Consider the following 26,829-nt stretch of genomic DNA (forward strand, 5'->3'; position numbering starts at 1 on the left):
TAACTGACGGTCAGCCAAGCGAGAGAACACAATGCCCCACGCCCAGATGTCATCTGCCTCCAATGCCGAGGGGCAATCGTCTTCCGTAGAGCAGGCGAGCCGTCAGGGTCTTGAACAGGCGTTCGCGCTGTTCAATCAGATGTCCAGCCAGTTGACCGACTCCTACAGCATGCTTGAAGCCCGGGTCACTGAGCTCAAAGGCGAGTTGGCGGTGGTCAGTGCCCAGCGCATGCAGGAGCTGGCCGAAAAAGAGCGTTTGGCCAACCGCCTGCAGAACCTCCTTGATCTGTTGCCCGGTGGCGTCATCGTCATTGACGGCCATGGCATGGTTCGCGAGGCCAATCCGGCGGCCATTGAGTTGTTGGGGCTGCCGCTGGAAGGCGAGTTGTGGCGCCACGTGATCGCCCGTTGCTTCGCCCCGCGCGAGGACGACGGTCATGAAATCTCTCTGAAAAACGGTCGGCGACTGTCGATTGCCACCCGCTCGCTGGATGCCGAGCCGGGGCAGTTGGTGCTGCTCAACGACCTGACAGAAACCCGCCACCTTCAAGATCAACTGGCGCGCCATGAGCGTCTGTCATCGCTGGGACGGATGGTCGCCTCGCTGGCTCATCAGATCCGCACGCCGTTGTCCGCCGCTTTGCTCTACGCCAGTCATTTGACTGAGCAGGAATTGCCGGTCGCCACCCAGCAGCGTTTCGCTGGCCGCCTCAAAGAGCGTTTGCACGAGCTGGAGCATCAGGTGCGCGACATGCTGGTGTTCGCCCGGGGCGAGTTGCCGCTGACCGATCGCATCACCCCCAATGCCTTGATGCAATCGCTGCAGGCGGCGGCGCTGACTCATGTGCAGGATTTGCCCATTCGCTGGCAGTGCGACAGTCATGCCGGCGAATTGCTGTGCAACCGCGACACGCTGGTCGGGGCCCTTCTCAATCTGATCGAAAACGCGATTCAGGCCAGTGACGGCAACGTACGCCTGAAAGTGCATTGCTACACCCGCGACAACAGCCTGCGCCTGTGCGTCAGCGACAGCGGCAGCGGTATAGATCCGGTGGTGCTCGAACGTCTCGGCGAGCCATTTTTTACCACCAAAGTCACCGGCACCGGGCTTGGTCTGACCGTGGTCAAGGCTGTGGCCCGGGCACATCAGGGAGAATTGCGGCTGCGTTCGCGCGTCGGGCGCGGCACGTGCGCGCAGGTGATCCTGCCGCTGTTTTCCGCTGTACAGGGAGCTGAGTAAACGTCATGGGCATCAAGGTTTTGCTGGTCGAGGATGACCGCTCGTTGCGCGAAGCGCTGGCCGACACGCTGTTGCTGGCAGGCCACGACTACCACGCGGTCGGCAGCGCCGAAGAGGCGTTGCAAGCGGTTGAGCGCGAAGCGTTCAGTCTGGTGGTCAGTGACGTCAACATGCCCGGCATGGACGGCCATCAACTGCTTGGACTGTTGCGCGCCCGGCAGCCGCAACTACCGGTACTGCTGATGACCGCACATGGCGCGGTGGAGCGAGCGGTCGATGCGATGCGCCAGGGAGCGGCGGATTATCTGGTCAAGCCGTTCGAGCCCAAGGCTCTGCTGGACCTGGTTTCGCGGCATGCGCTGGGCTGTGTCAGTGTGGCTGATAGCGACGGGCCGGTGGCGGTCGAGCCGGCCAGTGCGCAGTTGCTCGACCTGGCGGCGCGGGTGGCGCGCAGCGATTCCACAGTGTTGATCTCCGGCGAGTCCGGTACCGGCAAGGAAGTACTGGCGCGTTACATCCACCAGCAATCTCACCGTGCGAGCCAGCCGTTCATCGCGATCAACTGCGCGGCGATTCCTGACAACATGCTTGAAGCCACGCTGTTCGGTCACGAGAAAGGCTCATTCACCGGCGCCATCGCGGCGCAACCCGGCAAGTTTGAACAAGCCGATGGCGGCACCCTTCTGCTCGACGAGATTTCCGAAATGCCCCTGGGCCTGCAAGCCAAGTTGCTGCGGGTGCTGCAGGAGCGTGAAGTCGAGCGTGTCGGTGCGCGCAAGCCGATCGCGCTGGATATTCGCGTGGTCGCGACCACCAACCGCGATCTGGCTGGCGAAGTGACGGCGGGGCGCTTCCGTGAAGACCTTTTTTACCGTCTGTCGGTTTTTCCTCTGGCGTGGCGTCCACTTCGCGAGCGCACTGCCGATATCTTGCCGCTGGCCGAGCGGTTGCTGAACAAACACGTCAATAAAATGAAGCACGCTCCGGCGAAGCTGTCGCCAGAAGCCCAGGTTTGCCTCACTGGTTATCCGTGGCCGGGCAATGTGCGTGAGCTGGATAACGCCATTCAACGGGCGCTGATTCTGCAGCAGGGCGGTTTGATCCAGCCCCAGGATTTCTGCCTGACGGGCGCGGTGACGTTTGGTACTGCGCCGTCCGTCGTGCCGGTGCAGCCGCTGGTGCGCGAGATCGAAGTCGAGGCTGAATCCGCCGGTGCGCTGGGCGATGACCTGCGGCGCCGGGAGTTTCAGATGATCATCGATACCCTGCGCACCGAACGCGGCCGGCGCAAGGAAGCAGCGGAAAAACTCGGTATCAGCCCGCGAACCCTGCGCTACAAGCTGGCGCAAATGCGCGATGCCGGGATGGACGTCGAAGGCTATCTGTTCGCCACGTGAGCGGTGGAGCGAATGTTTGAAAGTGCTTTTCTGAAAGGCTGCCCGATAGCTGGCACCCTTGTTGCTAATACCTGCATACCCGCCGAGTGAGTGTCAAAAAATTGCGGGCCGCCCAAGAGAGTAGACCATGAGCCAAGGTATTGAATTTAATCGGTTGATGATGGACATGAAGGCCATGAAAATGGACGCCATGGCCACGCCGAAATCGACTGCCGCCGTCCCTGAACTGGCAGGCAGCAGCTTTTCCGACATGCTCGGTCAGGCCATCAACAAAGTCAGCGATACCCAGCAGGCTTCGACTCAGTTGGCCAACGCATTTGAAATCGGCAAAAGCGGCGTTGACCTGACCGACGTGATGATCGCCTCGCAAAAAGCCAGCGTGTCGTTCCAGGCTCTGACCCAGGTGCGCAACAAACTGGTTCAGGCTTATCAAGACATCATGCAGATGCCGGTTTAAGGACGAGATTGAGTCATGGCAGAAGCAGTCGCCGATAACGTTCCGGCCAAGGCCACCCCGATAGACGGCAAACCGCCGCTGTTCGGCCTGTCCTTTCTGGAAAACCTCTCCGAGATGACCATGCTGCGTCAGGTGGGCCTGTTGGTCGGCCTGGCTGCGAGCGTGGCGATTGGCTTTGCCGTGGTGCTGTGGTCGCAGCAGCCGGATTACCGTCCGTTGTACGGCAGCCTTGCCGGCATGGACGCCAAGCAGGTCATGGACACCCTGGCCTCCGCCGACATCCCTTACACCGTCGAGCCGAACTCCGGCGCCTTGCTGGTCAAGGCTGACGATCTGTCCCGTGCGCGGATGAAACTCGCGGCCGCTGGTGTCACTCCCAGCGACGGCAACATCGGTTTCGAAATCCTCGACAAGGAACAGGGGCTGGGCACCAGCCAGTTCATGGAAGCGACCCGTTACCGTCGCGGCCTCGAAGGCGAACTGGCACGCACCATCTCCAGCCTGAACAACGTCAAGGGCGCCCGCGTGCACCTGGCGATTCCGAAGAGCTCGGTGTTCGTGCGCGATGAGCGCAAGCCAAGCGCTTCGGTTCTGGTCGAGTTGTACTCCGGACGTTCGCTGGAGCCGGGTCAGGTGGTGGCGATCATCAACCTGGTGGCGACTTCCGTGCCTGAACTGAGCAAATCGCAGATCACCGTCGTCGATCAGAAGGGCAATCTGCTCTCCGATCAGGCGGAGAACTCCGAAATGACCATGGCCGGCAAGCAGTTCGATTACAGCCGCCGCATGGAAAGCATGCTCACTCAGCGCGTGCACAACATTCTGCAGCCGGTGCTGGGTAACGATCGCTACAAGGCTGAAGTCTCGGCCGACATCGATTTCAGTGCCGTCGAATCGACCGCCGAGCAGTTCAACCCGGACCAGCCTGCGTTGCGCAGCGAGCAGTCGGTCAATGAGCAACGCACCGCCAGCAATGGTCCGCAAGGTGTCCCGGGGGCGCTGAGCAACCAGCCGCCGGCGCCGGCCTCGGCACCGCAAACCACCGGTGGCGCGCAAGGCTCTACCGGCATGGTTCAACCCGGTCAGCCACTGGTGGATGCCAACGGTCAGCAGATCATGGACCCGGCCACCGGCCAGCCAATGCTCGCACCGTACCCGGCGGACAAGCGTCAACAATCCACCAAGAACTTCGAACTGGACCGTTCCATCAGCCACACCAAGCAGCAGCAGGGTCGCCTGAATCGTCTTTCGGTGTCGGTGGTGGTCGATGATCAGGTCAAGGTCAATGCGGCCAACGGGGAAACCACCCGCGCGCCATGGAGCGCCGATGAACTGGCGCGCTTCACCCGTCTGGTGCAGGACGCCGTTGGCTTTGATGCCAGCCGTGGTGACAGCGTCAGCGTGATCAACATGCCGTTCTCCGCCGAACGCGGTGAAGTGGTTGCCGATATTCCGTTCTACTCCCAGCCATGGTTCTGGGACATCGTCAAACAAGTACTGGGTGTGTTGTTCATTCTGGTGCTGGTGTTTGGTGTGCTGCGTCCGGTGTTGAACAACATCACCGGTGGCGGCAAAGGCAAGGAGCTGGCCGGTCTGGGCAGCGACGTGGAACTCGGTGGCATGGGCGGCCTGGACGGCGACCTGGCCAACGACCGCGTGAGCCTCGGTGGTCCGCAGAGCATTCTGTTGCCGAGCCCGAGTGAGGGTTATGACGCACAACTGAATGCAATCAAGAGCTTGGTGGCCGAGGATCCGGGTCGCGTGGCTCAGGTCGTGAAAGAGTGGATTAACGCAGATGAGTGATAACCGAGCCGCAACCGTCAAACTGAACAAGGTCGACAAAGCCGCGATTCTGCTGCTGTCCCTGGGTTCGACCGATGCCGCGCAAGTGCTGCGCCACATGGGCCCGAAAGAGGTTCAGCGGGTGGGTGTGGCCATGGCTCAGATGGGCAACGTCCATCGCGAGCAGGTCGAGCAGGTCATGAGCGAGTTCGTCGACATCGTCGGCGACCAGACCAGCCTCGGCGTCGGCTCCGACGACTACGTGCGCAAAATGCTCACCCAGGCGCTGGGCGAAGACAAGGCCAACGGCCTGATCGACCGCATCCTGCTCGGTGGCAACACCAGCGGCCTCGACAGCCTGAAATGGATGGAGCCGCGCGCCGTTGCCGATGTGATCCGTTACGAACACCCGCAGATCCAGGCCATCGTCGTCGCCTACCTCGACCCGGATCAGGCCGGTGAAGTGCTCGGCAACTTCGACCACAAGGTGCGCCTGGACATCATCCTGCGCGTTTCGTCGCTGAACACCGTGCAGCCGGCTGCGCTGAAAGAGCTGAACCAGATTCTCGAGAAGCAGTTCTCCGGCAACTCGAACGCCTCGCGCACCACCCTGGGTGGCATCAAGCGTGCGGCGGACATCATGAACTTCCTCGACAGCTCGATCGAAGGCCAGCTCATGGACTCGATCCGCGAAGTCGACGAAGACCTGTCCGGTCAGATCGAAGACCTCATGTTCGTGTTCAACAACCTGGCCGACGTCGACGACCGCGGCATCCAGGCGCTGTTGCGCGAAGTGTCCTCGGACGTGCTGGTACTGGCCCTCAAGGGCTCGGACGAAGGCGTCAAAGAGAAGATCTTCAAGAACATGTCCAAACGTGCGGCCGAACTGTTGCGCGACGACCTCGAAGCCAAAGGCCCGGTGCGCGTCAGCGACGTGGAAACCGCGCAGAAAGAAATCCTCACCATTGCCCGTCGTATGGCCGAAGCCGGCGAGATCGTGCTCGGTGGCAAGGGCGGCGAGGAAATGATCTAAGCCCATGGACAAGCATGACGAGTCAGTGACGGACCTGATCCGCGCCCGCGATGTCCGTGGTTTCGAATCCTGGGCGTTGCCCAGCTTCGATCCGCCGAAACCGGAACCCGAGCCGGAACCGGAGCCCGAACCGCCGGAAATGGAAGAAGTGCCGCTGGAGGAAGTCCAGCCACTGACTCTGGAAGAACTCGAAAGCATCCGTCAGGAGGCTTACAACGAGGGCTTTGGCATCGGTGAGAAGGAAGGTTTTCACAGCGCCACGCTCAAAGTGCGTCAGGAAGCCGAAGTGGCGCTGGCGGCAAAACTGGCCAGCCTCGAGCAACTGATGACCCACCTGTTCGAGCCGATTGCCGAGCAAGACACGCAGATCGAAAAGTCGCTGGTTGACCTCGTGCAACACATCACCAGACAGGTGATCAAGCGCGAACTGGCGATCGATTCCAGCCAGATCGAACACGTCATGCGCGATGCGCTCAAGTTGCTGCCGTTGGGCGTGGACAACGTGCGCCTGTACGTCAATCCGCAGGACTTCGAACAGGCCAAGGCCTTGCGCGAACGCCATGAAGAAACCTGGCGCATCGTCGAGGACGAGTCGCTGATGCCCGGTGGCTGCCGGGTTGAAACCGCGCACAGCCGCATCGACGCGAGCATTGAAACCCGCATCACCCAGGTCATGGGCAAGCTGTTTGACCAATTGCACGAACAGTCTCTGCACCCGGCTGCGCCGGATCTGAGTCTGGACATTCCTGAAGAAAGCCCATCAGCGGCTGCGCCGCAAGCGCCGCTCGCGGACACCCCCGATGCGCCTTGAACGCACCAGTTTCGCCAAGCGCCTCAGCACCTACGCCGACGCCACTGACATCGCTGGCGCGCCGATTCTTGAAGGCCGTCTGCTGCGCATGGTCGGCCTCACCCTCGAAGCCGAAGGTCTGCGCGCCGCCATGGGCACACGTTGCCTGGTGATCAATGACGACAGCTATCACCCGTCCCAGGTGGAAGCGGAAGTCATGGGGTTTTCCGGCAGCAAAGTCTTCCTGATGCCGGTCGGCAGCGTCGCCGGCATTGCCCCGGGCGCCCGTGTGGTACCGCTGGCGGAAACCGGTCGTTTGCCGATGGGCATGAGCATGCTCGGTCGCGTACTCGACGGCGCCGGACGCGCGCTGGACGGCAAGGGCGGGATGAAGGCTGAAGACTGGGTGCCGATGGACGGCCCGACAATCAACCCGCTCAACCGCGACCCGATCCACGAACCGCTGGACGTCGGCATCCGTTGCATCAACGGATTGCTGACGGTCGGGCGTGGTCAGCGTCTGGGGCTGTTCGCCGGTACCGGTGTCGGTAAATCGGTGCTGCTGGGCATGATGACCCGCTTCACCGAGGCCGACATTATCGTCGTCGGCCTGATCGGTGAGCGGGGTCGCGAAGTGAAAGAGTTCATCGAGCACATCCTCGGTGAAGAAGGCCTCAAGCGTTCGGTGGTCGTCGCCTCGCCGGCGGACGATGCGCCGCTGATGCGTCTGCGCGCGGCCATGTACTGCACGCGCATCGCCGAGTATTTCCGCGACAAGGGCAAGAACGTCCTGTTGCTGATGGATTCGCTGACCCGTTTCGCCCAGGCCCAGCGGGAAATCGCCCTGGCCATCGGCGAGCCGCCAGCGACCAAGGGTTATCCGCCCTCGGTGTTCGCCAAACTGCCGAAACTGGTGGAGCGCGCCGGTAACGCGGAAAAGGGCGGGGGATCGATCACCGCGTTCTACACCGTGTTGTCCGAAGGCGATGACCAGCAGGACCCGATTGCCGACTCGGCGCGGGGCGTGCTCGACGGCCACATCGTGTTGTCCCGGCGGCTGGCCGAGGAAGGGCACTATCCGGCCATCGACATCGAAGCGTCGATCAGCCGGGTGATGCCGGCGGTGGTTTCGGCGGAACACATGCAGCGTGCGCAGTACTTCAAACAGCTGTGGTCACGCTATCAGCAGAGCCGCGATCTGATCAGCGTCGGCGCTTACGTCGCCGGTGGTGACCGCGAGACCGATCTGGCGATCAATCTGCAGCCGCAATTGACCCGCTACCAGCGGCAGGGGCTGAACGACAAGATCAATATGGGCGAAAGCCAGGCCTATCTGGAAACCCTGTTCGCACCTGCGGCGGGCGGGTAACCGGCCATGGCCGTGAGTCGCGCCGCACGTCTGGCACCGGTGGTGGAAATGGCCGAACAGGCCGAAAAAACTGCCGTCCAGCGTCTGGGATACTTTCAGGGCCAGGTCAAGGTGGCTGAAAGCAAACTCGCCGACCTCGACGCCTTTCGTCTGGATTATCAGGAGCAGTGGATCGTACGTGGCAGCGACGGGGTTTCCGGACAATGGCTGCTGGGGTATCACGGCTTTCTCGCGCAACTGGACACTGCGATCGACCAGCAGCGGCAAAGCCTGGTCTGGCACCAGAACAACCTGATCAAGGCGCGAGACGCTTGGCAGCAGGCGTTCGCCAAGGTCGAAGGCCTGCGCAAACTGGTGCAGCGCTACCGCGAAGAGGCGCAACGCCTCGAAGACAAGCGCGAGCAGAGATTACTGGACGAGTTGTCGCAGCGTTTGCCGCGGCACGATCCTCTTGAATAATGTCAAAAGATCGCAGCCTTCGGCAGCTCCTGCAGGTGATTGATGTAGGAGCTGCCGAAGGCTGCGATCTTTTGATCTGGCTTCCAGCCTTGCCCCAACCCTGTCCAAGTGCTAAACCTTGTACACGTTCGTCAATGACAAGGAAGCCAGTCAATGTCAGTCGTTACAGAAGTCTCTCCGGATGGCCAAAAACTGACGATTTCGGTCAGGGGGCGGTTCGATTTCGGGCGCCATCAGGAATTTCGCGAGGCCTATGAGCGGCTTAACCACAAGCCTGACTCCATCGTGGTCGATCTGAAGGATGCCACCTACCTAGACAGCTCCGCGCTGGGCATGCTGCTCCTGCTGCGCGATCACGCCGGCGGCGACGACTCGGACGTGCGGGTGGTCAACAGCAACTCCGACGTGCGCAAGATTCTCGCCATCTCCAACTTCGACAAACTGTTCGACATCAGTTGACGGTCATGCAGGCACAAGAGCCGCTGACGATCCTGATCGCCGAAGACAGCGCCGCCGACCGGTTACTGTTGTCGACCATCGTCCGGCGTCAGGGGCATGAAGTGCTGACCGCCGCCAATGGCGCCGAAGCGCTGGAAGTGTTTCGGCGCCAGCCGCCGCACCTGGTGCTGATGGACGCAATGATGCCGGTGATGGATGGCTTCGAAGCGGCGCGACAGATCAAGGCGCTGGCGGGGGAAACCCTGGTGCCGATCATCTTCCTGACCTCGCTGACCGAAAGCGAAGCGCTGGCGCGCTGTCTGGAGGCGGGCGGCGACGACTTTCTGGCGAAGCCGTACAACCAGGTAATCCTTGCCGCCAAAATCAAGGCGATGGATCGCTTGCGTCGTTTGCAGGCCACGGTGCTGCAGCAGCGCGACCTGATTGCCAAACATCACGATTACCTGCTCAACGAACAGCGCGTGGCCAAAGCGGTGTTCGACAAGGTCGCGCATTCGGGTTGCCTGAGCGCGCCGAATATTCGCTACCTGCAATCGCCCTATGCATTGTTCAACGGCGACCTGCTGCTGGCGGCCTACACGCCGGCCGGCGACATGCATGTACTGCTCGGTGATTTCACCGGCCACGGTCTGCCGGCGGCGGTGGGGGCGATGCCGTTGGCCGAAGTGTTTTACGGCATGACGGCCAAAGGTTACGGCCTGGCCGAAACCCTGCGCGAGATGAACGCCAAGCTCAAGCGCATCCTGCCGGTGGACATGTTCTGCTGCGCGACCATGCTTTGCCTGAGCTTTCAGCGCCGTACTGTGGAGGTGTGGAACGGCGGCATGCCCGATGGCTATCTGCACCGGATCGCCACGGGCGAACGGCTGCCGCTGCCGGCGCGGCATTTACCGCTGGGGGTGCTCAGCCCGCAGGCATTCGACGATCGCACCGAAGTGCAGGCCATGGCGGCAGGGGACCGAGTGTTCCTGCTGTCAGACGGCGTGATCGATACCACTGACGCCGATGACCGGTTGTTTGGTGTCGAGCGTTTGCAGCAACTGTTTGCCGCCAATCGTGAACCGGACAATCTGTTCGTCGAGATCGAACAGGCCTTGCACGCATTTCGTGGCGAGCCCCGCGACGATGTGAGCATGGTCGAGATCAGTCTGCTGGAGGCGGCGCAGGTGGTGCCGTCGGCGCCGGTGTATTCCGACAGTGGCCAATCCTGTCCGCTGGACTGGTCGGTAAGCTTCGAGTTTCGCGGTGCGACGCTCAAACGCTTCAATCCGTTGCCATATTTGCTGCAATTGTTACTGGAAGTACATGGCTTGCGCACCCAGGGTGGCGCAATCTACAGCGTGCTTGCCGAGCTGTATTCCAACGCACTGGAGCATGGCGTGCTGGGACTCGATTCCAGCCTCAAGCGTGATGCGGCCGGATTCGCTCGCTACTACGAGCAGCGCAATGCACGACTCGAGGCGTTGCAGGACGGTTATGTGCGCGTGCATTTGCAAGTCAGGCCGCAAGGTGCCGGTGGTTGCCTGGTCATCCGCGTCGAGGACAGCGGCAAGGGGTTTGACGTGGCGCGCGTGATGGAGCGACCGCTGGACGGCGTCCGTCTGTCGGGGCGCGGCGTCAGCTTGATCCGGCAATTGGGGCATAACGCCAGTTGGTCGGACGAAGGTCGCAGTGCTTGCGTAGAGTTTTTCTGGGAGGTTAGGGCATAATTCGCCGATTCTTGATCAAGGAGTGAACAAGTGACTGACCAACATGTGGATCGCGAAGTACTCGATGCGTTGCGCGAAGTGATGGAAGACAGCTATCCGGATTTGCTGGATACCTTCCTGACCGATTCTGAAAGTCGCTTGCATCAATTGCAAAAGACCGCCGACGCCAAGGTGTTGGCCGAGGTCGCCCATAGTTTCAAGGGCAGCGCCAGCAACATGGGTGCTGTGCGACTGGCGACGCTCTGTCAGGCGCTCGAGGCGGACGCCAGAAACAAAAGTCCCGCCGAAATCGTCGATCTGGTGGCGGACATCAGCAGCGAATTTGCCGATGTGCGACCTGTATACGAAGACGAACGCCAGCACGCCATCACGCATTGAATCCTGCCGTCCGGCGCTTTTCGCCAGCGCCGGACAAAACTGGCCCGACACTTGCAATAATCCCCGTCAACTGTACCTACGATCCCAGTGCAGCGGAGACCGTGTCATGCCTGCGACCCCCAATGTTCTTCTTCAATCTGCCGCCCAGGCCAAGGCGCAAGCCGCTGCTGCCAAAGCGCCGGTCATGGCCGCAGACACCGGGGACAAGGCCTCAAGCTTCGCTCAGGTGTTCGCCGATCAAGGCCCGAAAAAATCGCTGGCGAGCGCTGACAGTTCGCTGAAACCTTCGCGCGACAAGGTTGCCGACAACAGCGACAAGAAAGATTTCGGCAAGGACAAGTCTGCCGCCACACAACCGGCCGTTGCCGATAGCGGCAATGCCTTGCCTGCCGACAAGACCGCTTCGACTGCATCCGATGATCAGGCGGCCGCTGACAAGGCCGCCACCGATGCGGCCGCTGATAGCGCGCAGACGCCAGTGGCAGACACCACCCCGGTAGATCCGGCGCTGGATCCGGCGCTGGCGCAAACCATGCAACCGCTGGTGACTGCACCGGCGGTGCCCGCGCCAGTCGCTGCAACACCGGAGCCGGTCAAGGCCGAGACGCCGGTCGTGGCTGCAACCGTTGCGCCAGCCGTGGTCAAAGACCCGGCGGCATCGACCGATAGCGCTTTCGACCCGGCGGCCGATCCACTCGATTCGCTGCCGGCGGTGCGCATGGCGATGGAGCAGGGCGGCCACATTTCCGCCAGCAGCCAGGCACAACCCAAAGCTACGCCGGCACAGACCCAGGCCGACGGTGAATTGACTTCAGCGCAGAATTTCGCCGCTGGCATGGCCAGCATGCTCGATGTGCAGGCCGACAAGGACAGCACCAGTCAGAACGGCGAGAAAGCCTTCAGCGGTCTGATCGACGATGGCCTGAAAGATCTGAAGGCTGCCACCAGCGACACCCGTGTCGATGATTTCGCCAACCGTCTGGCGGCGCTGACTCAGGCGGCTACGCCGAAAACCGCGAACGCGGTGCCGGTGAATCAACCGATCGCCATGCACCAGAGCGGCTGGACCGAAGAAATCGTCAACCGCGTCATGTACCTGTCCAGCGCCAATCTGAAGGCGGCGGATATTCAATTGCAGCCGGCAGAGTTGGGACGCCTGGACATCCGCGTGAACATGGTGCCCGACCAACAGACTCAAGTGACCTTCATGAGCGCACATCCAAGTGTGCGTGAAGCGCTGGACGGCCAGATGCATCGCCTGCGTGACATGTTTACCCAGCAGGGCATGGGCCAGGTTGACGTCAACGTCTCTGACCAGAGTCGTGGCTGGCAGGGTCAGCAGGGTCAGGAACAGGCGCAGCACGGTCAGAGCGGCCGTACCAGCGCTGCAGGTGGGCGTCTGGATTCGGCGGAAGAAGAATTGGCGCCTGTGAGCGTGGCCGAAGCCGCTGCACAAACCACCAGCGTGATCGGCAGCAGCGCCGTCGACTATTACGCCTGATTCAAGGTGTTCACAAAAACCTGTGGGAGCTGGCTTGCCAGCGATGGCGGCGGCACATTCAGAACCAATGTGTCAGACCAATCGCTATCGCTGGCAAGCCAGCTCCCACAGGGCTTGTATCGATTCATGCATCCCGCTCCTCCAACGCTCCGACACTTCTGGCATAACACTTGCTCTTGCCTTGCCGTGCGACTGTGAAAACCCGATTAGTGACGGATTATTGGCATGGCGAAGAGCGAAGCAGCAGCTGTAAAAGACCCCGCGACCAAAGGCAAACTCAAGATGATCATCCTGATCGTGGTGGCTCTGCTGCTGGCGATCGGTGTGTCCGTGGGCGCGACCTGGTACTTCATGCACAGTGCTCAGAGCAAGCCTGCCGCCGCGGCCGAGACCGCGCCGGTCGGCAAGCAGCCGGCGATTTTCGAGCCGATGGCGCCGGCGTTTGTCGCCAACTACAACCAGAACGGCCGTCAGCGCTACATGCAGGTGAGCATCACCATGCTGGCGCGTAACCAGGCCGATCTGGACGCGCTCAAAGTGCACATGCCGGTGATCCGCAACAACCTGGTGATGCTCTTCTCCGGTCAGGATTTCGCCACACTGGCGACCCCGGTCGGCCAGGAGATGTTGCGCCAGAAGGCCACAGCCAGCGTCCAGGAAGTGGCGCAGAAAGAGCTGGGCAAAGTGGTGATCGAACAGTTGCTTTTCACTAATTTCGTACTGCAGTAGGAACACGACATGGCCGTGCAGGATCTGCTGTCCCAGGATGAAATCGACGCGCTGTTGCATGGCGTCGACGATGGTCTGGTACAGACCGATAACGCTGCCGAACCCGGCAGTGTCAAAAGCTACGACCTGACCAGCCAGGATCGCATCGTCCGTGGACGCATGCCGACCCTGGAAATGATCAACGAGCGTTTTGCCCGTTACACCCGCATCAGCATGTTCAACATGCTGCGCCGCTCGGCGGACGTTGCCGTCGGTGGCGTGCAGGTGATGAAGTTCGGCGAATACGTGCACTCGCTGTACGTGCCGACCAGCCTCAACCTGGTCAAGATCAAACCGTTGCGTGGTACCGCGCTGTTCATCCTCGACGCCAAACTGGTGTTCAAGCTGGTGGACAACTTCTTCGGCGGCGACGGTCGTCACGCCAAGATCGAAGGGCGTGAATTCACCCCGACCGAACTGCGCGTGGTGCGCATGGTGCTGGAGCAGGCGTTCGTCGATCTGAAGGAAGCCTGGCAGGCGATCATGGAAGTCAATTTCGAGTACATCAACTCGGAAGTGAACCCGGCCATGGCCAACATCGTCGGCCCGAGCGAAGCGATCGTGGTCTCCACCTTCCACATCGAACTCGATGGCGGTGGCGGCGATCTGCACGTGACCATGCCGTACTCGATGATCGAGCCGGTGCGCGAAATGCTCGATGCCGGTTTCCAGTCGGACCTCGACGATCAGGACGAGCGCTGGGTCAACGCCTTGCGTCAGGACGTGCTCGATGTCGACGTGCCGATCGGCGCCACCGTGGCCCGCCGCCAGTTGAAACTGCGCGACATCCTGCATATGCAGCCGGGGGATGTGATCCCGGTGGAGATGCCGGAAGACATGATCATGCGCGCCAACGGCGTACCGGCCTTCAAGGTCAAGATGGGCTCGCACAAAGGCAACCTCGCGTTGCAGGTGATCGAGCCGATCGAGCGGCGCTGAAGCGCCGCTCTCACCCCCACGCATTTAACTGAATTGTTGCCCGCCGAGGACAAATGATGAACGACGAAATGAACGCCCAGGACGATCAGGCACTGGCCGACGAATGGGCTGCGGCCCTGGAAGAGACCGGTGATGGCAGCCAGGCTGACATCGACGCGCTGCTGGCCGCCGACGCTGACGCGGCAAGCTCAAACCGTCTGCCGATGGAAGAGTTCGGCAGCGTGCCGAAGAACAACGATCCAGTGACGCTGGATGGCCCGAACCTCGACGTGATCCTCGACATCCCGGTGTCGATCTCGATGGAAGTGGGCAGCACCGATATCAACATCCGCAACCTGCTGCAACTGAACCAGGGTTCGGTGATCGAGCTCGATCGTCTGGCCGGCGAGCCGCTGGACGTGCTGGTCAACGGCACCCTGATCGCGCACGGCGAAGTGGTGGTGGTCAACGAGAAGTTCGGCATCCGCCTGACCGACGTGATCAGCCCAAGCGAACGCATCAAGAAGCTGCGCTGAGTGAAACGGTTTCTCTGGGCATTGCTGGCATTGCCATTGAGCGTGCTGGCCGCCGAGCCGTCGACGGCGACCACCGTGCCTGCTGCCACCGCGCCGATGGTCAGCAGCGGCGTGGCCGGGCAACTGACGCAACTGGTCTTCGGGCTGTTGCTGGTGCTGGGGTTGATCTTCTTCCTCGCCTGGCTGCTGCGCCGGGTGCAGCAGGCCGGGCCGGCGGGCAAGGGCCAGGTGATCGAACTGATCGGCTCCCGCGCGCTCGGTCCGCGTGACCGCTTGATGCTGGTGCAGGTCGGCAACGAGCAGATTCTGTTGGGCCTCAGTCCTGGCACCATCACCGCGCTGCATGTGCTCAAGGAGCCGGTGCAAGTGCCGAGCAGCGGCGAAAAAGCGACCCCGGAATTTGCCCAGCATCTGTTGAAGATTCTCGGCAAGGATCAGAAGGATAAGAAGTAATGGCTGCGCTACGCATCGTCTTGACGCTGGCCCTGATGCTGGCCGCGCCGTTGGCGTTCGCCGCCGATCCGTTGTCGATTCCGGCGATCACGCTGGGCACCAACGCCAACGGCGCGCAGGAGTATTCGGTCAGCCTGCAGATCCTGCTGATCATGACCGCCCTGAGCTTCATTCCGGCGGCCGTGATTCTGATGACCAGTTTCACCCGGATCATCATCGTCTTCTCGATCCTGCGTCAGGCCCTCGGCTTGCAGCAGACGCCGTCGAACCAGATCCTCACTGGCATGGCGCTGTTCCTCACCATGTTTATCATGGCCCCGGTGTTCGACCGGGTGAACAACGATGCGCTGCAGCCGTACCTGGCGGAAAAGCTCACCGCGCAGCAAGCGGTGGAAAAGGCTCAGGTACCGATCAAGGACTTCATGCTCGCCCAGACCCGCACCAGCGATCTGGAGCTGTTCATGCGTCTGTCCAAGCGCACCGACATCGCCACCCCGGATCAGGCGCCGCTGACCATTCTGGTGCCGGCGTTCGTTACCTCCGAACTGAAAACCGCGTTCCAGATCGGTTTCATGATCTTCATCCCGTTCCTGATCATCGACCTGGTGGTGGCGAGCGTGCTGATGGCGATGGGTATGATGATGCTGTCGCCGCTGATCATTTCGCTGCCGTTCAAGATCATGCTGTTTGTACTGGTGGATGGCTGGGCGCTGATCATCGGCACCCTGGCCAGTAGCTTCGGAGGTGTTTCGCCATGACGCCGGAAGTGGCGGTCGATATCTTTCGTGAAGCGCTGTGGCTGACCACCTTGATGGTCGCGATTCTGGTGGTGCCGAGTCTGTTGGTCGGCTTGTTGGTGGCGATGTTTCAGGCCGCGACGCAGATCAACGAACAGACCCTGAGCTTCCTGCCGCGTCTGTTGGTGATGCTGGTGACGCTGATTGTGGGCGGTCCGTGGATCGTGCAGACGTTCATGGAATACATCATCCAGCTCTACAAAAACATCCCGATGGTCATCGGCTAAGCCATGCAATCGCTGCTTCAGCTGACCGACACCCAGATCAGTACCTGGGTGGCGTCGTTCATGTTGCCCCTGTTTCGTGTCGCCTCGATGCTGATGGTCATGCCGGTGTTCGGCACCACCCTGGTGTCACGCCGTGTGCGGTTGTATTTCGCCGTGGCCATTACCGTGTGCATTGCCCCGGGGCTGCCGCCGATGCCGGCGGTCAATCCGCTGGCGCTCAGTGGCTGGTTACTGATTGGCGAGCAGATTCTGGTCGGCGCGGTGCTGGGGTTTTCCCTGCAACTGTTTTTCCAGGCGTTTGCCGTGGCCGGGCAGATTGTCGCGATCCAGATGGGCATGGGCTTCGCCTCGATGGTCGACCCGGCCAACGGCGTCTCGGTGGCGGTCATCGGCCAGTTCTTCACCATGCTGGTGACGTTGTTGTTCCTGTCGATGAACGGCCATCTGGTGGTCTTCGAAGTGCTCACCGAGAGCTTCACCACGCTGCCGGTCGGCGGCGGCTTGATGACGGCGCAGTACTGGGAACTGGCCGGCAAGCTCGGTTGGGTGCTCGGGGCGGCGTTGTTGCTGGTGTTGCCGGCGGTCACGGCGCTGCTGGTGGTAAACATTGCATTCGGCGTGATGACCCGCGCCGCGCCGCAACTGAACATTTTCTCCATCGGTTTTCCGCTGACGCTGGTGCTCGGTCTGTTCATCGTCTGGGTCGGTCTGGCGGACATCCTCAACCAGTATCAACCGCTGGCCTCCGAGGCCTTGCAGTTGTTACGCGAACTGGCACGGGCGCGCTGAGGCATGGCTGAGAGCGAAAGCGGTCAGGACAAAACAGAAGACCCCACGGAGAAACGCAAAAAGGACTCCCGTGAGAAGGGTGAGATTGCCCGCTCCAAAGAGCTCAACACCCTGGCGGTGATGCTTGCCGGCGCCGGTGGTCTGCTGATCTTTGGCGGCATGCTGGCGCAGGAGTTGATGGACCTGATGCGCCTCAATTTCAACCTTTCGCGGGAAGTGATCATGGACGAGAAATCCATGGGCACCTTCCTGCTGGTTTCGGGCAAGATCGCCCTGGTTGCGATCCAGCCGGTCATGATTACTTTGTTGCTGGCCGCCTTGATCGGGCCGATCTCCCTCGGCGGCTGGCTGTTCGCTGCCGGCTCCATGGCGCCGAAATTCAGCCGGATGAACCCCGCTGCGGGCCTTAAACGCATGTTCTCGATGAAGGCCGTGATCGAACTGGTCAAGGCGCTGGCCAAGTTCATCATCACGCTGTTTGTGGCCCTGATGGTGTTGTCGGCCGACATCGATGACTTCCTGCGGATCGCCCATGAACCGCTTGAGCAGGCAATCATTCACAGCGTGACGCTGGTGGGCTGGAGTTCGCTGTGGCTGGCCTGCGGGCTGATCATCATCGCGGCGGTCGACGTGCCGGTGCAGCTCTGGGAAAGCCACAAGAAACTGCTGATGACCAAGCAGGAAGTGCGCGACGAGCACAAGGATCAGGAAGGCCGGCCGGAGGTCAAACAGCGCATCCGCCAGACCCAGCGCGAGATGTCGCAGCGGCGGATGATGGCGGCGATTCCCGACGCCGACGTGGTCATCACCAACCCGACCCACTACGCCGTGGCGCTCAAGTACGACTCGGAGAAGGGTGGCGCGCCGGTCCTGCTGGCCAAGGGCAGCGATTTCCTCGCGCTGAAGATCCGCGAAATCGCCGTGGCCAACAACGTCATGCTCCTCGAATCGCCCGGGCTGGCACGCTCGATCTATTACTCCACCGAACTGGAGCAGGAAATCCCCGGTGGGCTGTACCTGGCGGTCGCTCAGGTATTGGCCTACGTCTACCAGATCCGCCAGTACCGCGCCGGCAAGGGCAAACGCCCGGATCCGCTCAAGGACGATTTGCCGATTCCGCCGGATCTGCGGCGCGATTCCTGACGTCACTGTGATGAAAAAACCGCCGCCCCGATTTGACGGGGCGGCGGTTTTTTTATGCCTGACCCAATGATATTTTGGTTCCCGTCGCCGTCATTGTGGTGAGGGGATTCATCCCCGACGGGCTGCGCAGCAGCCCCAAAACCTACCGCCACGATCCCCGAAATATCAAGGATTCAGGATTTGCGGCTGCTGCGCAGCCGATCGGGGATGAATCCCCTCGCCACAGGTTCTTGTCTGCCTTCTTAGCCCGCCAACTGCAGATTATTCAACGCCCGATTCACCGCCAGCTCCCCAAGCATGATCAATTGCGCGATGCCCAGCAGCGTTCGTCGCTGCGAGGCGGGTATGAGGTGGGCGAAGTCGTGGGCGATGGTTCTGGCTGACGCGAGTGTTTCGCAGGCATCGGCCAGCAGTTCTTCGTTTTTGAAGTCGGCGGTGACGGCGTACATCCGGCGGGTTCTGCGCGGCGGAGGGGTAGATCCGGAGGCACAGAGGTAGTGGTCGAGTGCGCGGTCGGCCGCTTCGTGGAGTTTTTTTGAATCGAGGGATTCGTAGGGGGAGGTGGGGTCGGTTTCGGGTGGGTTGGGTGTTGGTTTGATCATGGTGAAGCCTCTAGAGTGGTGAGGCCGACACCGTTCGCTGCTAACGAAGGAGGTGGCGGCTGTACGCGGGTTAGCAGACCAGGACTCTAGAACCCGGCGCACCGAAGTGCCCCACGCAAAGCCGCCATAACGGCAACGGACTTTGTGCGTCTAGAGAAAAATCCGGGCTGCTAAACCCGATCACTGAACAATCAGCGACCGACCCACAATAGAACCCGACCTCAAGGCGCACAAGCCGGCAGATTCTGGCTTAGCTGTAGGCAATGGCGCAAGGATGTGTAGCCCAAAAGGCGTGTCTTCAAGTGTCTTAAACACCAGAGTTTAAAGAGCAATTTGCGCTGACTGCACTGACCCCTTCGCGAGCAGGCTCGCTCCCACATTCGGAATGTATTTCACTCCCGGATTTGGAATGCATTTCCACTGTGGGAGCGAGCCTGCTCGCGAAAGCGTCAGTCCAGGCGCCGCAATTTCCCCGATGAATCACCGCACGGCTACAAAATCAAAAGATCGCAGCCTTCGGCAGCTCCTACAAAGATCGGTGTAGGAGCTGCCGAAGGCTGCGATCTTTTGATCTGGCTTTTGAAAAGCGAAAGATCGTCCGGTCGCGGCCCGAGCCCTCGGCAGTTCTTACAGAGGTCAGAGAAGCGTTCTACTGCGGCAACTGCAGATTATCCAGCGCCCGATTCACCGCCAGCTCCCCAAGCATTATCAATTGCGCGATCCCCGGTTGCGTCCTGCGCTGCGACGCCGGTATGAGGTGGGCGCGGTGTCAGTGCCGTTTGTCTGAAATCTGCACGTACCTGTTAGTTCTGACAGTGGTCGAACGTTGTCGTGAAGTTTTCAATGGCCTCTCCAGATCCTTGGCAAGCCGCCACAGATTTTTTCAGGAGCAGGGCAATGATTGGTTTGATGGTGATGCCGATTTCGGATGAAATTGACGATACACAACATGACATTGTCCCTTTTGACTCCAGCGGAGGTCTGGGGCTCTTTTCGCTGTTCCCGCCCAATATCCCCGGGCAGTTCACAGGTATCGATTTTCCCCCGGCGCAAGTGGGGGTCAACCGCCCCTTGCTTTATACGAGTGCCAAGGGACTTCGGGTACTGGTTCAGGCTTATCTGAATATGGCGCAAGAGGACACGATTCGACTGTACGTCGATAAGAATCTGGTTGCCACGTCGGTGTTGCCTGCTGATCACGGTAATCTCGACGTGGTGATGCACATCGCTGCGAATCAGGTTCCGGCCGGCGTGCATACCTTGCGCTACGAGATTCTGCGCAAAAGCGGTCAGCCCCCCGAGGGGGCGCAGATCGAGGTCTGGTTCAAGATCGATCCGCCGGGCGGCAACGATCCCGAGCCGGACTTGCCCGGCCATCAACGACTCAAACCGGCTCGACTTCAGTTGAAGCCCGGGCAGGTCATTGACGAGGAAGTGGCTGCCGAGGGGGTCACGGCGATCATTCCTCCCTGGCCCTTCATGACCAAAGGGGACCAGTTGAAACTCCGTTTCCACGGTATTGCTGTCACGCCCTACACGGTGCTGGAGGGCGAGGTCGGAAAAGAGATCAGTGTTTTCATTTCGCCAGAGAATATCCGGGATGCGAGCCCCGCGAATCCGGCGGTGGTGGTCTATCAGATCGAAGATCAGGTAGAGAACGTCAGCGACTTTTCGGAGCGTACGACCGTCGTCAGCGATCCAGACAACAACTGGCTCGATCCGGTATTCGTTCCTCTCGCCTATGAAGATCGGGTCAGTCTTGATGAGGTTGGATTCGACGACCTGGAGGTTCAGATCATTACGCGCCCCGGCTTTGCGCTGAAAGAGAAACTACTGCTTCGATGGGCAGCTACAACGCAAAGCGGTGAAGTGGTCGAGCACAGTGAAGAGCAATCGATTAGTCGTCTCGGCATTCAGTCTTTTAAAGTTCCCAATTCCGTTGTGCTTGCCAGCGCTTCCGGCCAGGTGCAAGTGGATTACCTGCGGACCAAAGCTGAAGGTGAGCAAAATCGTTCAGAGATCTATGTCTTTACGTTGCAAGGAAAGACCTTGCGCCTGCCGGCGCCGCTGATAACGGATCTGGTGGGCGGCACTCTGGATCCTGCGCTAAGCCGGACTGTGGTGTTGTGCGGTCCCGATGACCGGATAAAAAAGGGCTTCAGAGTCACATTGACGTGGCTGGGAACCAGTGCTTCCGGGCGTCCGCACCTGTATCAGACGTATCGCGACGTCAGTGATCGATTGGTCGGCCAGGCTATTGCCTTTAACGTAACCGGCAAGGACATCGCCCCATTGAATCGAGGGTCGGTCGTTGTCTCTTTTGAAGTCAGTCACGCCACGTTGAATCCTGCGCTGGTTTCCGAGGCGACGAATGCGCGCATCGGTGAACTCAAACCCGTCTTGCCAGCGCCGCAGGTTGGGGGGGCCGTGGACGGTGTGCTCAATCCTGCGCAGGTGCCGTACGGCACGGATATTCAAGTTGCGGCGGCTGCCTATACCCGCTTGGGCGATGTGGTGCACGTGGAAGGTCGTGGGGATGCGGGCGGGGTGGTTTTTCGGGACAAGTTGCCGATTGATCAAACCCAGGCAGGCAAGGACCTTGAGTTCTGGCTGGACGGCGAGGCTATCGAATTCTATCGGGAGCAGTTCTTCAATCTGCTTTGGTGGATCGAGCGGCCAGACGAACTGCCGCAATCATCCTCGTTGCTCGAGTTGTATATCGGCGACCCGGCGCAGTCGTTGCAGCCACCAACTGTTCGGCGCGCGCCTGATGGCGTACTTGACCCGCTGGAAAATAATGGTGGTGCCCGCGCGCGTGTCCATGTGGCCAGCCCGCGCCCGGGTGATCAAGTGCGCTTGCTGGTCAAAGGAGCGCCGGGAGATGGCTCACCGACGTTTGCTCCTCAGCAGTTGAATACTGACAACGTTGCATTCTTTGTGCTGCGGCCTTCATTCATTGCGGAAAATCTGGGAAAACGGGTTGAAGTTCTTTACGAGCTGCTCAGAAATGGCAAGACGGTCCAGTCCAGGCCGTTGAATTTGACGGTCAAGACAATCAGTGACGGTGATCCCGTCCTGACTCGGCCGCATATCGTCGAAGCCGGTGCTGTACCGCTGATCGATCTGAGAATCATCCAGACTGACCTCACATGCGTGGTCAAGCCGCCGCTGCCGATTGCCGAGGTCGGGCAGCGCGTCTGGATCATGGTCAGCGGCGAGGGCGTTGAGCCGTTGGTATTGCGCCCCGGTACCGCGTTGACTGCCGAAGAAGTGACTCAAGGCATCAGCGTCACGGCGGCGCGAAGCTGGTTCTTTGAACTGAAGGATCTCTCTGGCTGTGAGGTGACCTGCAAAATAGCGCTGGGCAGCTCTGATGGTGAGGGCACGGCACTGGTGCTTCCGGTGGCGCGGTATACCGTCAAAGTCACACAGAAATTGGCGATTGATACTCAGCCGATGCTTTTGAATGGCTGGAAACTGTTGGGCGGCGCAGCGTATGGATTACGCGAGCTGGAGGTCGTCAACAACGTGCAAGTGCGCGTGCCAACGGGTGGACGGCCGCCTTACACCTATCGTTCAGCCAATGCCGGCATAGCATCGGTCGATGCCAACGGCAAAGTGTCGGGGCTGAGTAATCAATCAACCACCATCACGGTGACGGATGCCGATGGAAACCAGGTGGCCTATCCGGTGCGGGTGATGAATGTCCACCGGCTGATATTGAACGATACCTTCATGACCGCAGCCCAGGCCGGCGCCTGGTTCATGCAATTCGGTGCCGTCAGCATGGACAACAGTGGACAACCCATGGGATGGGGGATTTTGCAAACCAACTTTGTTGACGTGACGCCTATTTATGGTGGGCGGGGCTTGTATTACGGGCGATTTGTGTCGGTCAATCTTTCATACCCGCACTTGTATGCGATCGAACATTCGTTGCTCGAGAGCGACGGGAGAATGGGCAGTCGCAACGTGCTTTTATCCGATGGGGCGACTCGCTCTCGGGTAATGGGGTATTTCCCGACGTAGTCAGTCAGGCATGTGTCATTTTCATGAGCCTGAGGAAATCGTGACATTTGGCTGTCCTGAGCAAGAGTATGTCGAGGTAGGAGGTAGGCCGGTCCGTAAGGGGCCGCGCTATCTGGTGGGCCGCGACTTGCTTCTTGGTGAAATTAAGCCAGAGCAAATTTTGATTGCCTGATAAATTCGTCAGTGCGCGGTTTTTCTGATTTTTGTTCACTTGCGCTAATGGTGATAGCCGTCCTGCGTCTGTTTTGCGGTCGGCTCCAGGGCGCCCGGCTTCAGGCAAGACAATTCCCCGAAACAAACTTCAATTTCAATCCCCGGCAAAAGTTGGAAGGCTTCTTGCAATAGCCGCCGTGCGCCTGCTTCGGGCGTCAAAAGTTTGCTTTAAAGGAACGGGGAAAACCGGTGGATCGCTCTCAGTTATTCAACACTGCTCGCTCGAATGTTGCCGACCTCAGTCGAGGCAATCTGGGCGTGCCGTTGTTGCTGCTGGTCATGCTGGCCATGATGATGCTGCCGGTGCCGCCGTTCCTGCTGGACGTGTTCTTCACCTTCAACATTGCCCTGTCGATTGTCGTGCTGCTGGTCTGTGTGTACGCGCTGCGGCCGCTGGATTTCGCGGTGTTCCCGACGATTCTGCTGGTGGCGACGCTGTTGCGGCTGGCGTTGAACGTGGCCTCGACGCGGGTGGTGATGCTCCACGGGCAGGACGGCCACGCCGCCGCCGGTAAGGTGATCCAGGCCTTCGGTGAAGTGGTGATCGGTGGTAACTACGTGGTCGGTATCGTGGTGTTCGCGATCCTGATGATCATCAACTTCGTCGTGGTGACCAAGGGTGCCGGGCGGATTTCCGAGGTGAGCGCGCGTTTCACCCTCGATGCGATGCCCGGCAAGCAAATGGCGATCGACGCCGACCTCAACGCCGGTTTGATCGATCAGAACCAGGCCAAGGCGCGCCGTCAGGAAGTCGCGCAAGAGGCGGAGTTCTACGGTTCGATGGACGGTGCCAGCAAGTTCGTGCGGGGTGACGCCATTGCCGGCTTGCTGATCCTGTTCATCAACCTCATCGGTGGCATGGCGGTCGGTATCTTCCAGCACAACATGAACTTCGCTGACGCCGGCAAGGTGTACGCCTTGCTGACCATCGGTGACGGTTTGGTGGCGCAATTGCCATCACTGTTGTTATCGACAGCGGCAGCGATCATGGTGACCCGTGCTTCCGGTTCGGAAGACATGGGCAAGCAGATCAACCGGCAGATGTTCGCCTCGCCCAAAGCCCTGGCGGTGGCGGCAGGTCTGATGGCGGTCATGGGCCTTGTTCCGGGCATGCCGCATTTCTCGTTTCTGAGCATGGCCGCACTGGCCGCCGGTGGCGCGTACCTGTTCTGGAAAAAGCAGAACGTCGCCAAAGTGCAGGCGCTGCAGGAAGTTCAGCGTCAGCAGGAACTGCTGCCGTCGCCGGCCCGCGCCATGGAGACCAAGGAGCTGGGCTGGGATGACGTGACGCCGATCGACATGATCGGCCTGGAAGTCGGCTATCGCCTGATCCCGCTGGTGGATCGCAATCAGGGCGGGCAGTTGCTGGCGCGGATCAAGGGCGTGCGCAAGAAGCTCTCGCAGGACCTGGGCTTCCTGATGCCGACCGTGCACATCCGTGACAACCTCGATCTGGCGCCGAGTGCCTATCGCCTGACCCTGATGGGCGTGATCCTGGCCGAAGCCGAGATCTACCCGGATCGAGAACTGGCGATCAACCCGGGGCAGGTCTACGGCACGCTCAACGGCATTACCGCCAAAGATCCGGCTTTCGGCCTGGAGGCGGTGTGGATCGAAGTCAGCCAGCGCGCGCAGGCGCAATCGCTCGGTTACACCGTGGTCGACGCCAGTACCGTGGTCGCAACCCACTTGAACCAGATTCTGTACAAACACTCCAGTGAGCTGATCGGCCACGAAGAAGTGCAGCAACTCATGCAATTGCTGGCCAAAAGCTCGCCGAAACTGGCTGAAGAGCTGGTGCCGGGTGTGGTGTCGCTGTCGCAATTGCTCAAAGTGCTACAGGCATTGCTGGCCGAACACGTGCCGGTACGCGACATCCGCAGCATTGCCGAAGCCATCGCCAACAACGCCGCCAAGAGTCAAGATACCGCCGCTTTGGTGGCCGCCGTACGCGTCGGCGTATCCCGCGCCATCGTCCAAAGCATTGTAGGCACTGACTCCGAGCTGCCTGTGATCACCTTGGAACCAAGGTTGGAACAAATATTGCTCAATAGTCTGCAGAAGGCAGGACAAGGCTCGGAAGAGGGCGTTCTGCTGGAGCCAAGCATGGCCGAGAAGCTGCAGCGTTCGCTCATCGAAGCGGCGCAGCGCCAGGAAATGCAAGGTCAACCGGTGATCCTGTTGGTAGCAGGCCCGATCCGCGCGATGCTCTCGCGTTTCGGTCGCCTCGCCGTCCCGGGGCTGCACGTGCTGGCCTACCAGGAAATTCCGGACAACAAGCAAGTGACCATCGTTGCGACAGTAGGGCCCAACGGCTGAGGTAGTGGTTTATGCAAGTTAAGCGTTTTTTCGCCGCCGATATGCGTCAGGCCATGAAGCTGGTTCGTGATGAGCTGGGCGCTGATGCCGCCATCATTGGCAACCGCCGCATTGCCGGCGGCGTCGAGCTGACGGCGGCGCTGGATTACAAGTTGTCGGCGCTGGCGCCACGGGTTCCGAACATGGAACTCGAGGACGAACTGCGCAAGACCCAGTCGCGCATCGTCACCGCTCAGGCCGAACTGAGCCTGCGTGGCGAAGCCGATGGCAATAGCAATCGCCAGATCTTTGCCGGGCTGCCGTTGACGGCCGGCCTGCCACTGACCGCTGCCGAGCCGTTGAGCGAACCGACCTACGCCGCCCCGGCGCGTCCGGCGCCGGCACCTGCACCGGCATCGGCGGGTGTCGATCCGCGTGCGCTGGATTCGATGCGTTTCGAATTGAACAGTCTGCGTGAGCTGATGGAAGTACAGCTCGGCACCCTGGCCTGGAACCAGCTGCAAGGCAGCCGTCCGGCACAGGCCAATCTGTATCGCCGCCTGCAGCGCATCGGTCTGTCCGGGCCGTTGTCGCGCGACCTGCTGGCGATGATCACTGACATCGAAGAACCGCGTCAGGCCTGGCGCATGTTGCTCGCGCACCTGGCGCGGATGATTGCCGTACCGGAAGTCGAGCCGCTGGAAGAGGGTGGAGTGATTGCCATGGTCGGCCCGGCCGGCATGGGCAAGACCACCACCCTGGCCAAACTGGCTGCGCGCTACGTGCTCAAGTACGGCGCGCAGAATGTCGCGCTGGTCAGCATGGACAGCTTCCGCATCGGTGCGCAGGAACAACTCAAGACCCTGGGGCGGATTCTCAACGTGCCGGTGACCCACGTCGACCCGGGCCAGTCGCTGGTGCAGGCGCTGGATCCATTGCTGCGCAAGCGCGTGGTGCTGATCGATACCGCCGGCCTGCAGGCCAGCGATCCGGCGCTGCGCATGCAGCTGGAAAGTCTGGCCGGGCGTGGCATCCGTTCAAAAAATTATCTGGTGCTGGCAACCACCAGCCAGAAACAGGTTCTAACCGCCGCTTATCACAGTTACAAGCGTTGCGGGCTTGCCGGCTGCATCCTGACTAAACTGGATGAGACGGCCAGCCTTGGCGAAGTGTTGAGCCTGGCGATCAGTCATGAACTGCCGGTCGCGTACCTGACCGATGGCCCACGGATTCCGGATGATCTGCATCTGCCGCGCCGTCATCAGCTGGTCAGCCGCGCCGTCAGCGTGCAAATGCAGGAAGAACCCAGCGAAGAAGCCATGGCTGACATGTTCGCTGATATCTACCACAGCCCGACCAAGCAGGTTGGCTGAGGTAATGAACAGTTTTTGTACCTACATCGATGGTCTGCCATGCATTGTTCCGGTTGTGAACGCGCAGCCAGTAATGTGGCCTCCGTCTATGCAAGACAAGGTAAAGAAA

At 60.6% G+C, this 26,829-nt stretch carries 24 protein-coding genes; 23 read left to right on the top strand and 1 reads right to left on the bottom strand.

The window, feature by feature from the left end:
- Positions 1 to 46: 46 nt before the first annotated feature.
- The 20 genes from GTQ41_RS07990 to flhB all read left to right on the top strand — a co-directional run bounded on the left by GTQ41_RS07990 (position 47) and on the right by flhB (position 18,205).
- Complete coding sequence (locus tag GTQ41_RS07990) at positions 47 to 1,240, top strand: PAS domain-containing sensor histidine kinase (protein ID WP_179294989.1); 1,194 nt, start codon at positions 47 to 49, stop codon at positions 1,238 to 1,240.
- A gap of 5 nt (positions 1,241 to 1,245) precedes the next feature.
- Positions 1,246 to 2,637 carry a sigma-54 dependent transcriptional regulator gene (locus GTQ41_RS07995; RefSeq protein WP_047292531.1) on the top strand — a complete coding sequence of 464 codons (1,392 nt, stop codon included), beginning with the start codon at positions 1,246 to 1,248 and terminating at the stop codon, positions 2,635 to 2,637.
- Between the two features lie 127 nt (positions 2,638 to 2,764).
- Positions 2,765 to 3,094, top strand: a complete 330-nt coding sequence (gene fliE, locus GTQ41_RS08000; protein WP_003222869.1) for a flagellar hook-basal body complex protein FliE — start codon at positions 2,765 to 2,767, stop codon at positions 3,092 to 3,094.
- Positions 3,095 to 3,109: 15 nt separating this feature from the next.
- Positions 3,110 to 4,897, top strand: coding sequence for a flagellar basal-body MS-ring/collar protein FliF (gene fliF, locus GTQ41_RS08005; RefSeq protein WP_047292533.1), 1,788 nt, complete (start codon positions 3,110 to 3,112; stop codon positions 4,895 to 4,897).
- Positions 4,890 to 5,909 (top strand): flagellar motor switch protein FliG, encoded by a 1,020-nt coding sequence (fliG, locus tag GTQ41_RS08010; protein ID WP_007920042.1) that lies wholly within the window; start codon positions 4,890 to 4,892, stop codon positions 5,907 to 5,909. Before fliF ends, fliG begins: the two co-directional genes overlap by 8 nt.
- A gap of 4 nt (positions 5,910 to 5,913) precedes the next feature.
- The gene (gene fliH / locus GTQ41_RS08015; protein ID WP_047292536.1) at positions 5,914 to 6,720 is read left to right on the top strand and encodes a flagellar assembly protein FliH; all 807 of its coding nucleotides are present in this window, start codon (positions 5,914 to 5,916) and stop codon (positions 6,718 to 6,720) included.
- Positions 6,710 to 8,068 carry a flagellar protein export ATPase FliI gene (gene fliI, locus GTQ41_RS08020; protein ID WP_047292537.1) on the top strand — a complete coding sequence of 453 codons (1,359 nt, stop codon included), beginning with the start codon at positions 6,710 to 6,712 and terminating at the stop codon, positions 8,066 to 8,068. Before fliH ends, fliI begins: the two co-directional genes overlap by 11 nt.
- 6 nt (positions 8,069 to 8,074) lie before the next feature.
- Positions 8,075 to 8,527 carry a flagellar export protein FliJ gene (gene fliJ / locus GTQ41_RS08025; protein ID WP_047292539.1) on the top strand — a complete coding sequence of 151 codons (453 nt, stop codon included), beginning with the start codon at positions 8,075 to 8,077 and terminating at the stop codon, positions 8,525 to 8,527.
- A gap of 153 nt (positions 8,528 to 8,680) precedes the next feature.
- Positions 8,681 to 8,986, top strand: coding sequence for an STAS domain-containing protein (locus GTQ41_RS08030; protein ID WP_047292541.1), 306 nt, complete (start codon positions 8,681 to 8,683; stop codon positions 8,984 to 8,986).
- Between the two features lie 5 nt (positions 8,987 to 8,991).
- A complete protein-coding gene (locus tag GTQ41_RS08035) occupies positions 8,992 to 10,695 on the top strand; it encodes a fused response regulator/phosphatase (RefSeq protein WP_047292543.1) in 1,704 nt (567 codons plus the stop codon).
- Positions 10,696 to 10,725: 30 nt separating this feature from the next.
- Positions 10,726 to 11,073 carry an Hpt domain-containing protein gene (locus GTQ41_RS08040; protein ID WP_047292545.1) on the top strand — a complete coding sequence of 116 codons (348 nt, stop codon included), beginning with the start codon at positions 10,726 to 10,728 and terminating at the stop codon, positions 11,071 to 11,073.
- A gap of 106 nt (positions 11,074 to 11,179) precedes the next feature.
- Positions 11,180 to 12,574, top strand: coding sequence for a flagellar hook-length control protein FliK (locus tag GTQ41_RS08045; RefSeq protein WP_047292547.1), 1,395 nt, complete (start codon positions 11,180 to 11,182; stop codon positions 12,572 to 12,574).
- A gap of 225 nt (positions 12,575 to 12,799) precedes the next feature.
- Complete coding sequence (gene fliL / locus GTQ41_RS08050; RefSeq protein ID WP_041072981.1) at positions 12,800 to 13,303, top strand: flagellar basal body-associated protein FliL; 504 nt, start codon at positions 12,800 to 12,802, stop codon at positions 13,301 to 13,303.
- A gap of 9 nt (positions 13,304 to 13,312) precedes the next feature.
- The gene (gene fliM, locus GTQ41_RS08055) at positions 13,313 to 14,281 is read left to right on the top strand and encodes a flagellar motor switch protein FliM (RefSeq protein ID WP_003222890.1); all 969 of its coding nucleotides are present in this window, start codon (positions 13,313 to 13,315) and stop codon (positions 14,279 to 14,281) included.
- 53 nt (positions 14,282 to 14,334) lie between these two features.
- Positions 14,335 to 14,796 carry a flagellar motor switch protein FliN gene (gene fliN, locus GTQ41_RS08060; protein ID WP_196302417.1) on the top strand — a complete coding sequence of 154 codons (462 nt, stop codon included), beginning with the start codon at positions 14,335 to 14,337 and terminating at the stop codon, positions 14,794 to 14,796.
- Positions 14,797 to 15,249: a flagellar biosynthetic protein FliO gene (gene fliO, locus GTQ41_RS08065; RefSeq protein WP_047292553.1), complete on the top strand. Its 453-nt coding sequence runs from the start codon at positions 14,797 to 14,799 to the stop codon at positions 15,247 to 15,249.
- Positions 15,249 to 16,007 carry a flagellar type III secretion system pore protein FliP gene (gene fliP / locus GTQ41_RS08070; protein WP_047292554.1) on the top strand — a complete coding sequence of 253 codons (759 nt, stop codon included), beginning with the start codon at positions 15,249 to 15,251 and terminating at the stop codon, positions 16,005 to 16,007. The genes fliO and fliP overlap by 1 nt, the downstream gene beginning before the upstream one ends.
- On the top strand, positions 16,004 to 16,273 hold the full coding sequence (fliQ, locus tag GTQ41_RS08075) for a flagellar biosynthesis protein FliQ (RefSeq protein WP_041072975.1): 270 nt from the start codon (positions 16,004 to 16,006) through the stop codon (positions 16,271 to 16,273). Before fliP ends, fliQ begins: the two co-directional genes overlap by 4 nt.
- A 3-nt stretch (positions 16,274 to 16,276) precedes the next feature.
- Positions 16,277 to 17,062: a flagellar biosynthetic protein FliR gene (fliR, locus tag GTQ41_RS08080; RefSeq protein ID WP_047292556.1), complete on the top strand. Its 786-nt coding sequence runs from the start codon at positions 16,277 to 16,279 to the stop codon at positions 17,060 to 17,062.
- 3 nt (positions 17,063 to 17,065) lie between these two features.
- Positions 17,066 to 18,205 carry a flagellar biosynthesis protein FlhB gene (flhB, locus tag GTQ41_RS08085; protein WP_047292558.1) on the top strand — a complete coding sequence of 380 codons (1,140 nt, stop codon included), beginning with the start codon at positions 17,066 to 17,068 and terminating at the stop codon, positions 18,203 to 18,205.
- A 242-nt stretch (positions 18,206 to 18,447) separates the two neighbouring features.
- Here flhB and GTQ41_RS08090 read toward each other — a convergent pair whose 3' ends face one another.
- Complete coding sequence (locus GTQ41_RS08090; protein ID WP_047292560.1) at positions 18,448 to 18,807, bottom strand: hypothetical protein; 360 nt, start codon at positions 18,805 to 18,807, stop codon at positions 18,448 to 18,450.
- Positions 18,808 to 19,704: 897 nt separating this feature from the next.
- Here GTQ41_RS08090 and GTQ41_RS08095 point away from each other — a divergent pair.
- The 3 genes from GTQ41_RS08095 (at position 19,705) to flhF (ending at position 26,720) form a co-directional block, all read left to right on the top strand.
- Entirely contained in the window at positions 19,705 to 22,836 is a 3,132-nt protein-coding gene (locus GTQ41_RS08095; protein ID WP_047292562.1) for an Ig-like domain-containing protein, read from the top strand.
- 402 nt (positions 22,837 to 23,238) lie between these two features.
- A complete protein-coding gene (gene flhA, locus GTQ41_RS08100; protein WP_041072957.1) occupies positions 23,239 to 25,368 on the top strand; it encodes a flagellar biosynthesis protein FlhA in 2,130 nt (709 codons plus the stop codon).
- A gap of 11 nt (positions 25,369 to 25,379) precedes the next feature.
- Positions 25,380 to 26,720, top strand: coding sequence for a flagellar biosynthesis protein FlhF (gene flhF / locus GTQ41_RS08105; RefSeq protein WP_047292565.1), 1,341 nt, complete (start codon positions 25,380 to 25,382; stop codon positions 26,718 to 26,720).
- The last annotated feature ends 109 nt before the right edge of the window (positions 26,721 to 26,829 follow it).

The organism is Pseudomonas sp. AN-B15, from assembly GCF_019056475.1.
Classification (GTDB): Bacteria; Pseudomonadota; Gammaproteobacteria; order Pseudomonadales; family Pseudomonadaceae; genus Aquipseudomonas; species Aquipseudomonas parakoreensis.

Bases quoted from the DNA above. Each gene is read 5' to 3' on its own strand.
- GTQ41_RS07990 (WP_179294989.1), top strand. From the start codon at position 47: ATGTCATCTGCCTCCAATGCCGAGGGGCAATCGTCTTCCGTAGAGCAG.
- GTQ41_RS07995 (WP_047292531.1), top strand. From the start codon at position 1,246: ATGGGCATCAAGGTTTTGCTGGTCGAGGATGACCGCTCGTTGCGCGAA.
- fliE (WP_003222869.1), top strand. From the start codon at position 2,765: ATGAGCCAAGGTATTGAATTTAATCGGTTGATGATGGACATGAAGGCC.
- fliF (WP_047292533.1), top strand. From the start codon at position 3,110: ATGGCAGAAGCAGTCGCCGATAACGTTCCGGCCAAGGCCACCCCGATA.
- fliG (WP_007920042.1), top strand. From the start codon at position 4,890: ATGAGTGATAACCGAGCCGCAACCGTCAAACTGAACAAGGTCGACAAA.
- fliH (WP_047292536.1), top strand. From the start codon at position 5,914: ATGGACAAGCATGACGAGTCAGTGACGGACCTGATCCGCGCCCGCGAT.
- fliI (WP_047292537.1), top strand. From the start codon at position 6,710: ATGCGCCTTGAACGCACCAGTTTCGCCAAGCGCCTCAGCACCTACGCC.
- fliJ (WP_047292539.1), top strand. From the start codon at position 8,075: ATGGCCGTGAGTCGCGCCGCACGTCTGGCACCGGTGGTGGAAATGGCC.
- GTQ41_RS08030 (WP_047292541.1), top strand. From the start codon at position 8,681: ATGTCAGTCGTTACAGAAGTCTCTCCGGATGGCCAAAAACTGACGATT.
- GTQ41_RS08035 (WP_047292543.1), top strand. From the start codon at position 8,992: ATGCAGGCACAAGAGCCGCTGACGATCCTGATCGCCGAAGACAGCGCC.
- GTQ41_RS08045 (WP_047292547.1), top strand. From the start codon at position 11,180: ATGCCTGCGACCCCCAATGTTCTTCTTCAATCTGCCGCCCAGGCCAAG.
- fliL (WP_041072981.1), top strand. From the start codon at position 12,800: ATGGCGAAGAGCGAAGCAGCAGCTGTAAAAGACCCCGCGACCAAAGGC.
- fliM (WP_003222890.1), top strand. From the start codon at position 13,313: ATGGCCGTGCAGGATCTGCTGTCCCAGGATGAAATCGACGCGCTGTTG.
- fliN (WP_196302417.1), top strand. From the start codon at position 14,335: ATGATGAACGACGAAATGAACGCCCAGGACGATCAGGCACTGGCCGAC.
- fliP (WP_047292554.1), top strand. From the start codon at position 15,249: ATGGCTGCGCTACGCATCGTCTTGACGCTGGCCCTGATGCTGGCCGCG.
- fliQ (WP_041072975.1), top strand. From the start codon at position 16,004: ATGACGCCGGAAGTGGCGGTCGATATCTTTCGTGAAGCGCTGTGGCTG.
- fliR (WP_047292556.1), top strand. From the start codon at position 16,277: ATGCAATCGCTGCTTCAGCTGACCGACACCCAGATCAGTACCTGGGTG.
- flhB (WP_047292558.1), top strand. From the start codon at position 17,066: ATGGCTGAGAGCGAAAGCGGTCAGGACAAAACAGAAGACCCCACGGAG.
- GTQ41_RS08090 (WP_047292560.1), bottom strand. From the start codon at position 18,807: ATGATCAAACCAACACCCAACCCACCCGAAACCGACCCCACCTCCCCC.
- GTQ41_RS08095 (WP_047292562.1), top strand. From the start codon at position 19,705: ATGATTGGTTTGATGGTGATGCCGATTTCGGATGAAATTGACGATACA.
- flhF (WP_047292565.1), top strand. From the start codon at position 25,380: ATGCAAGTTAAGCGTTTTTTCGCCGCCGATATGCGTCAGGCCATGAAG.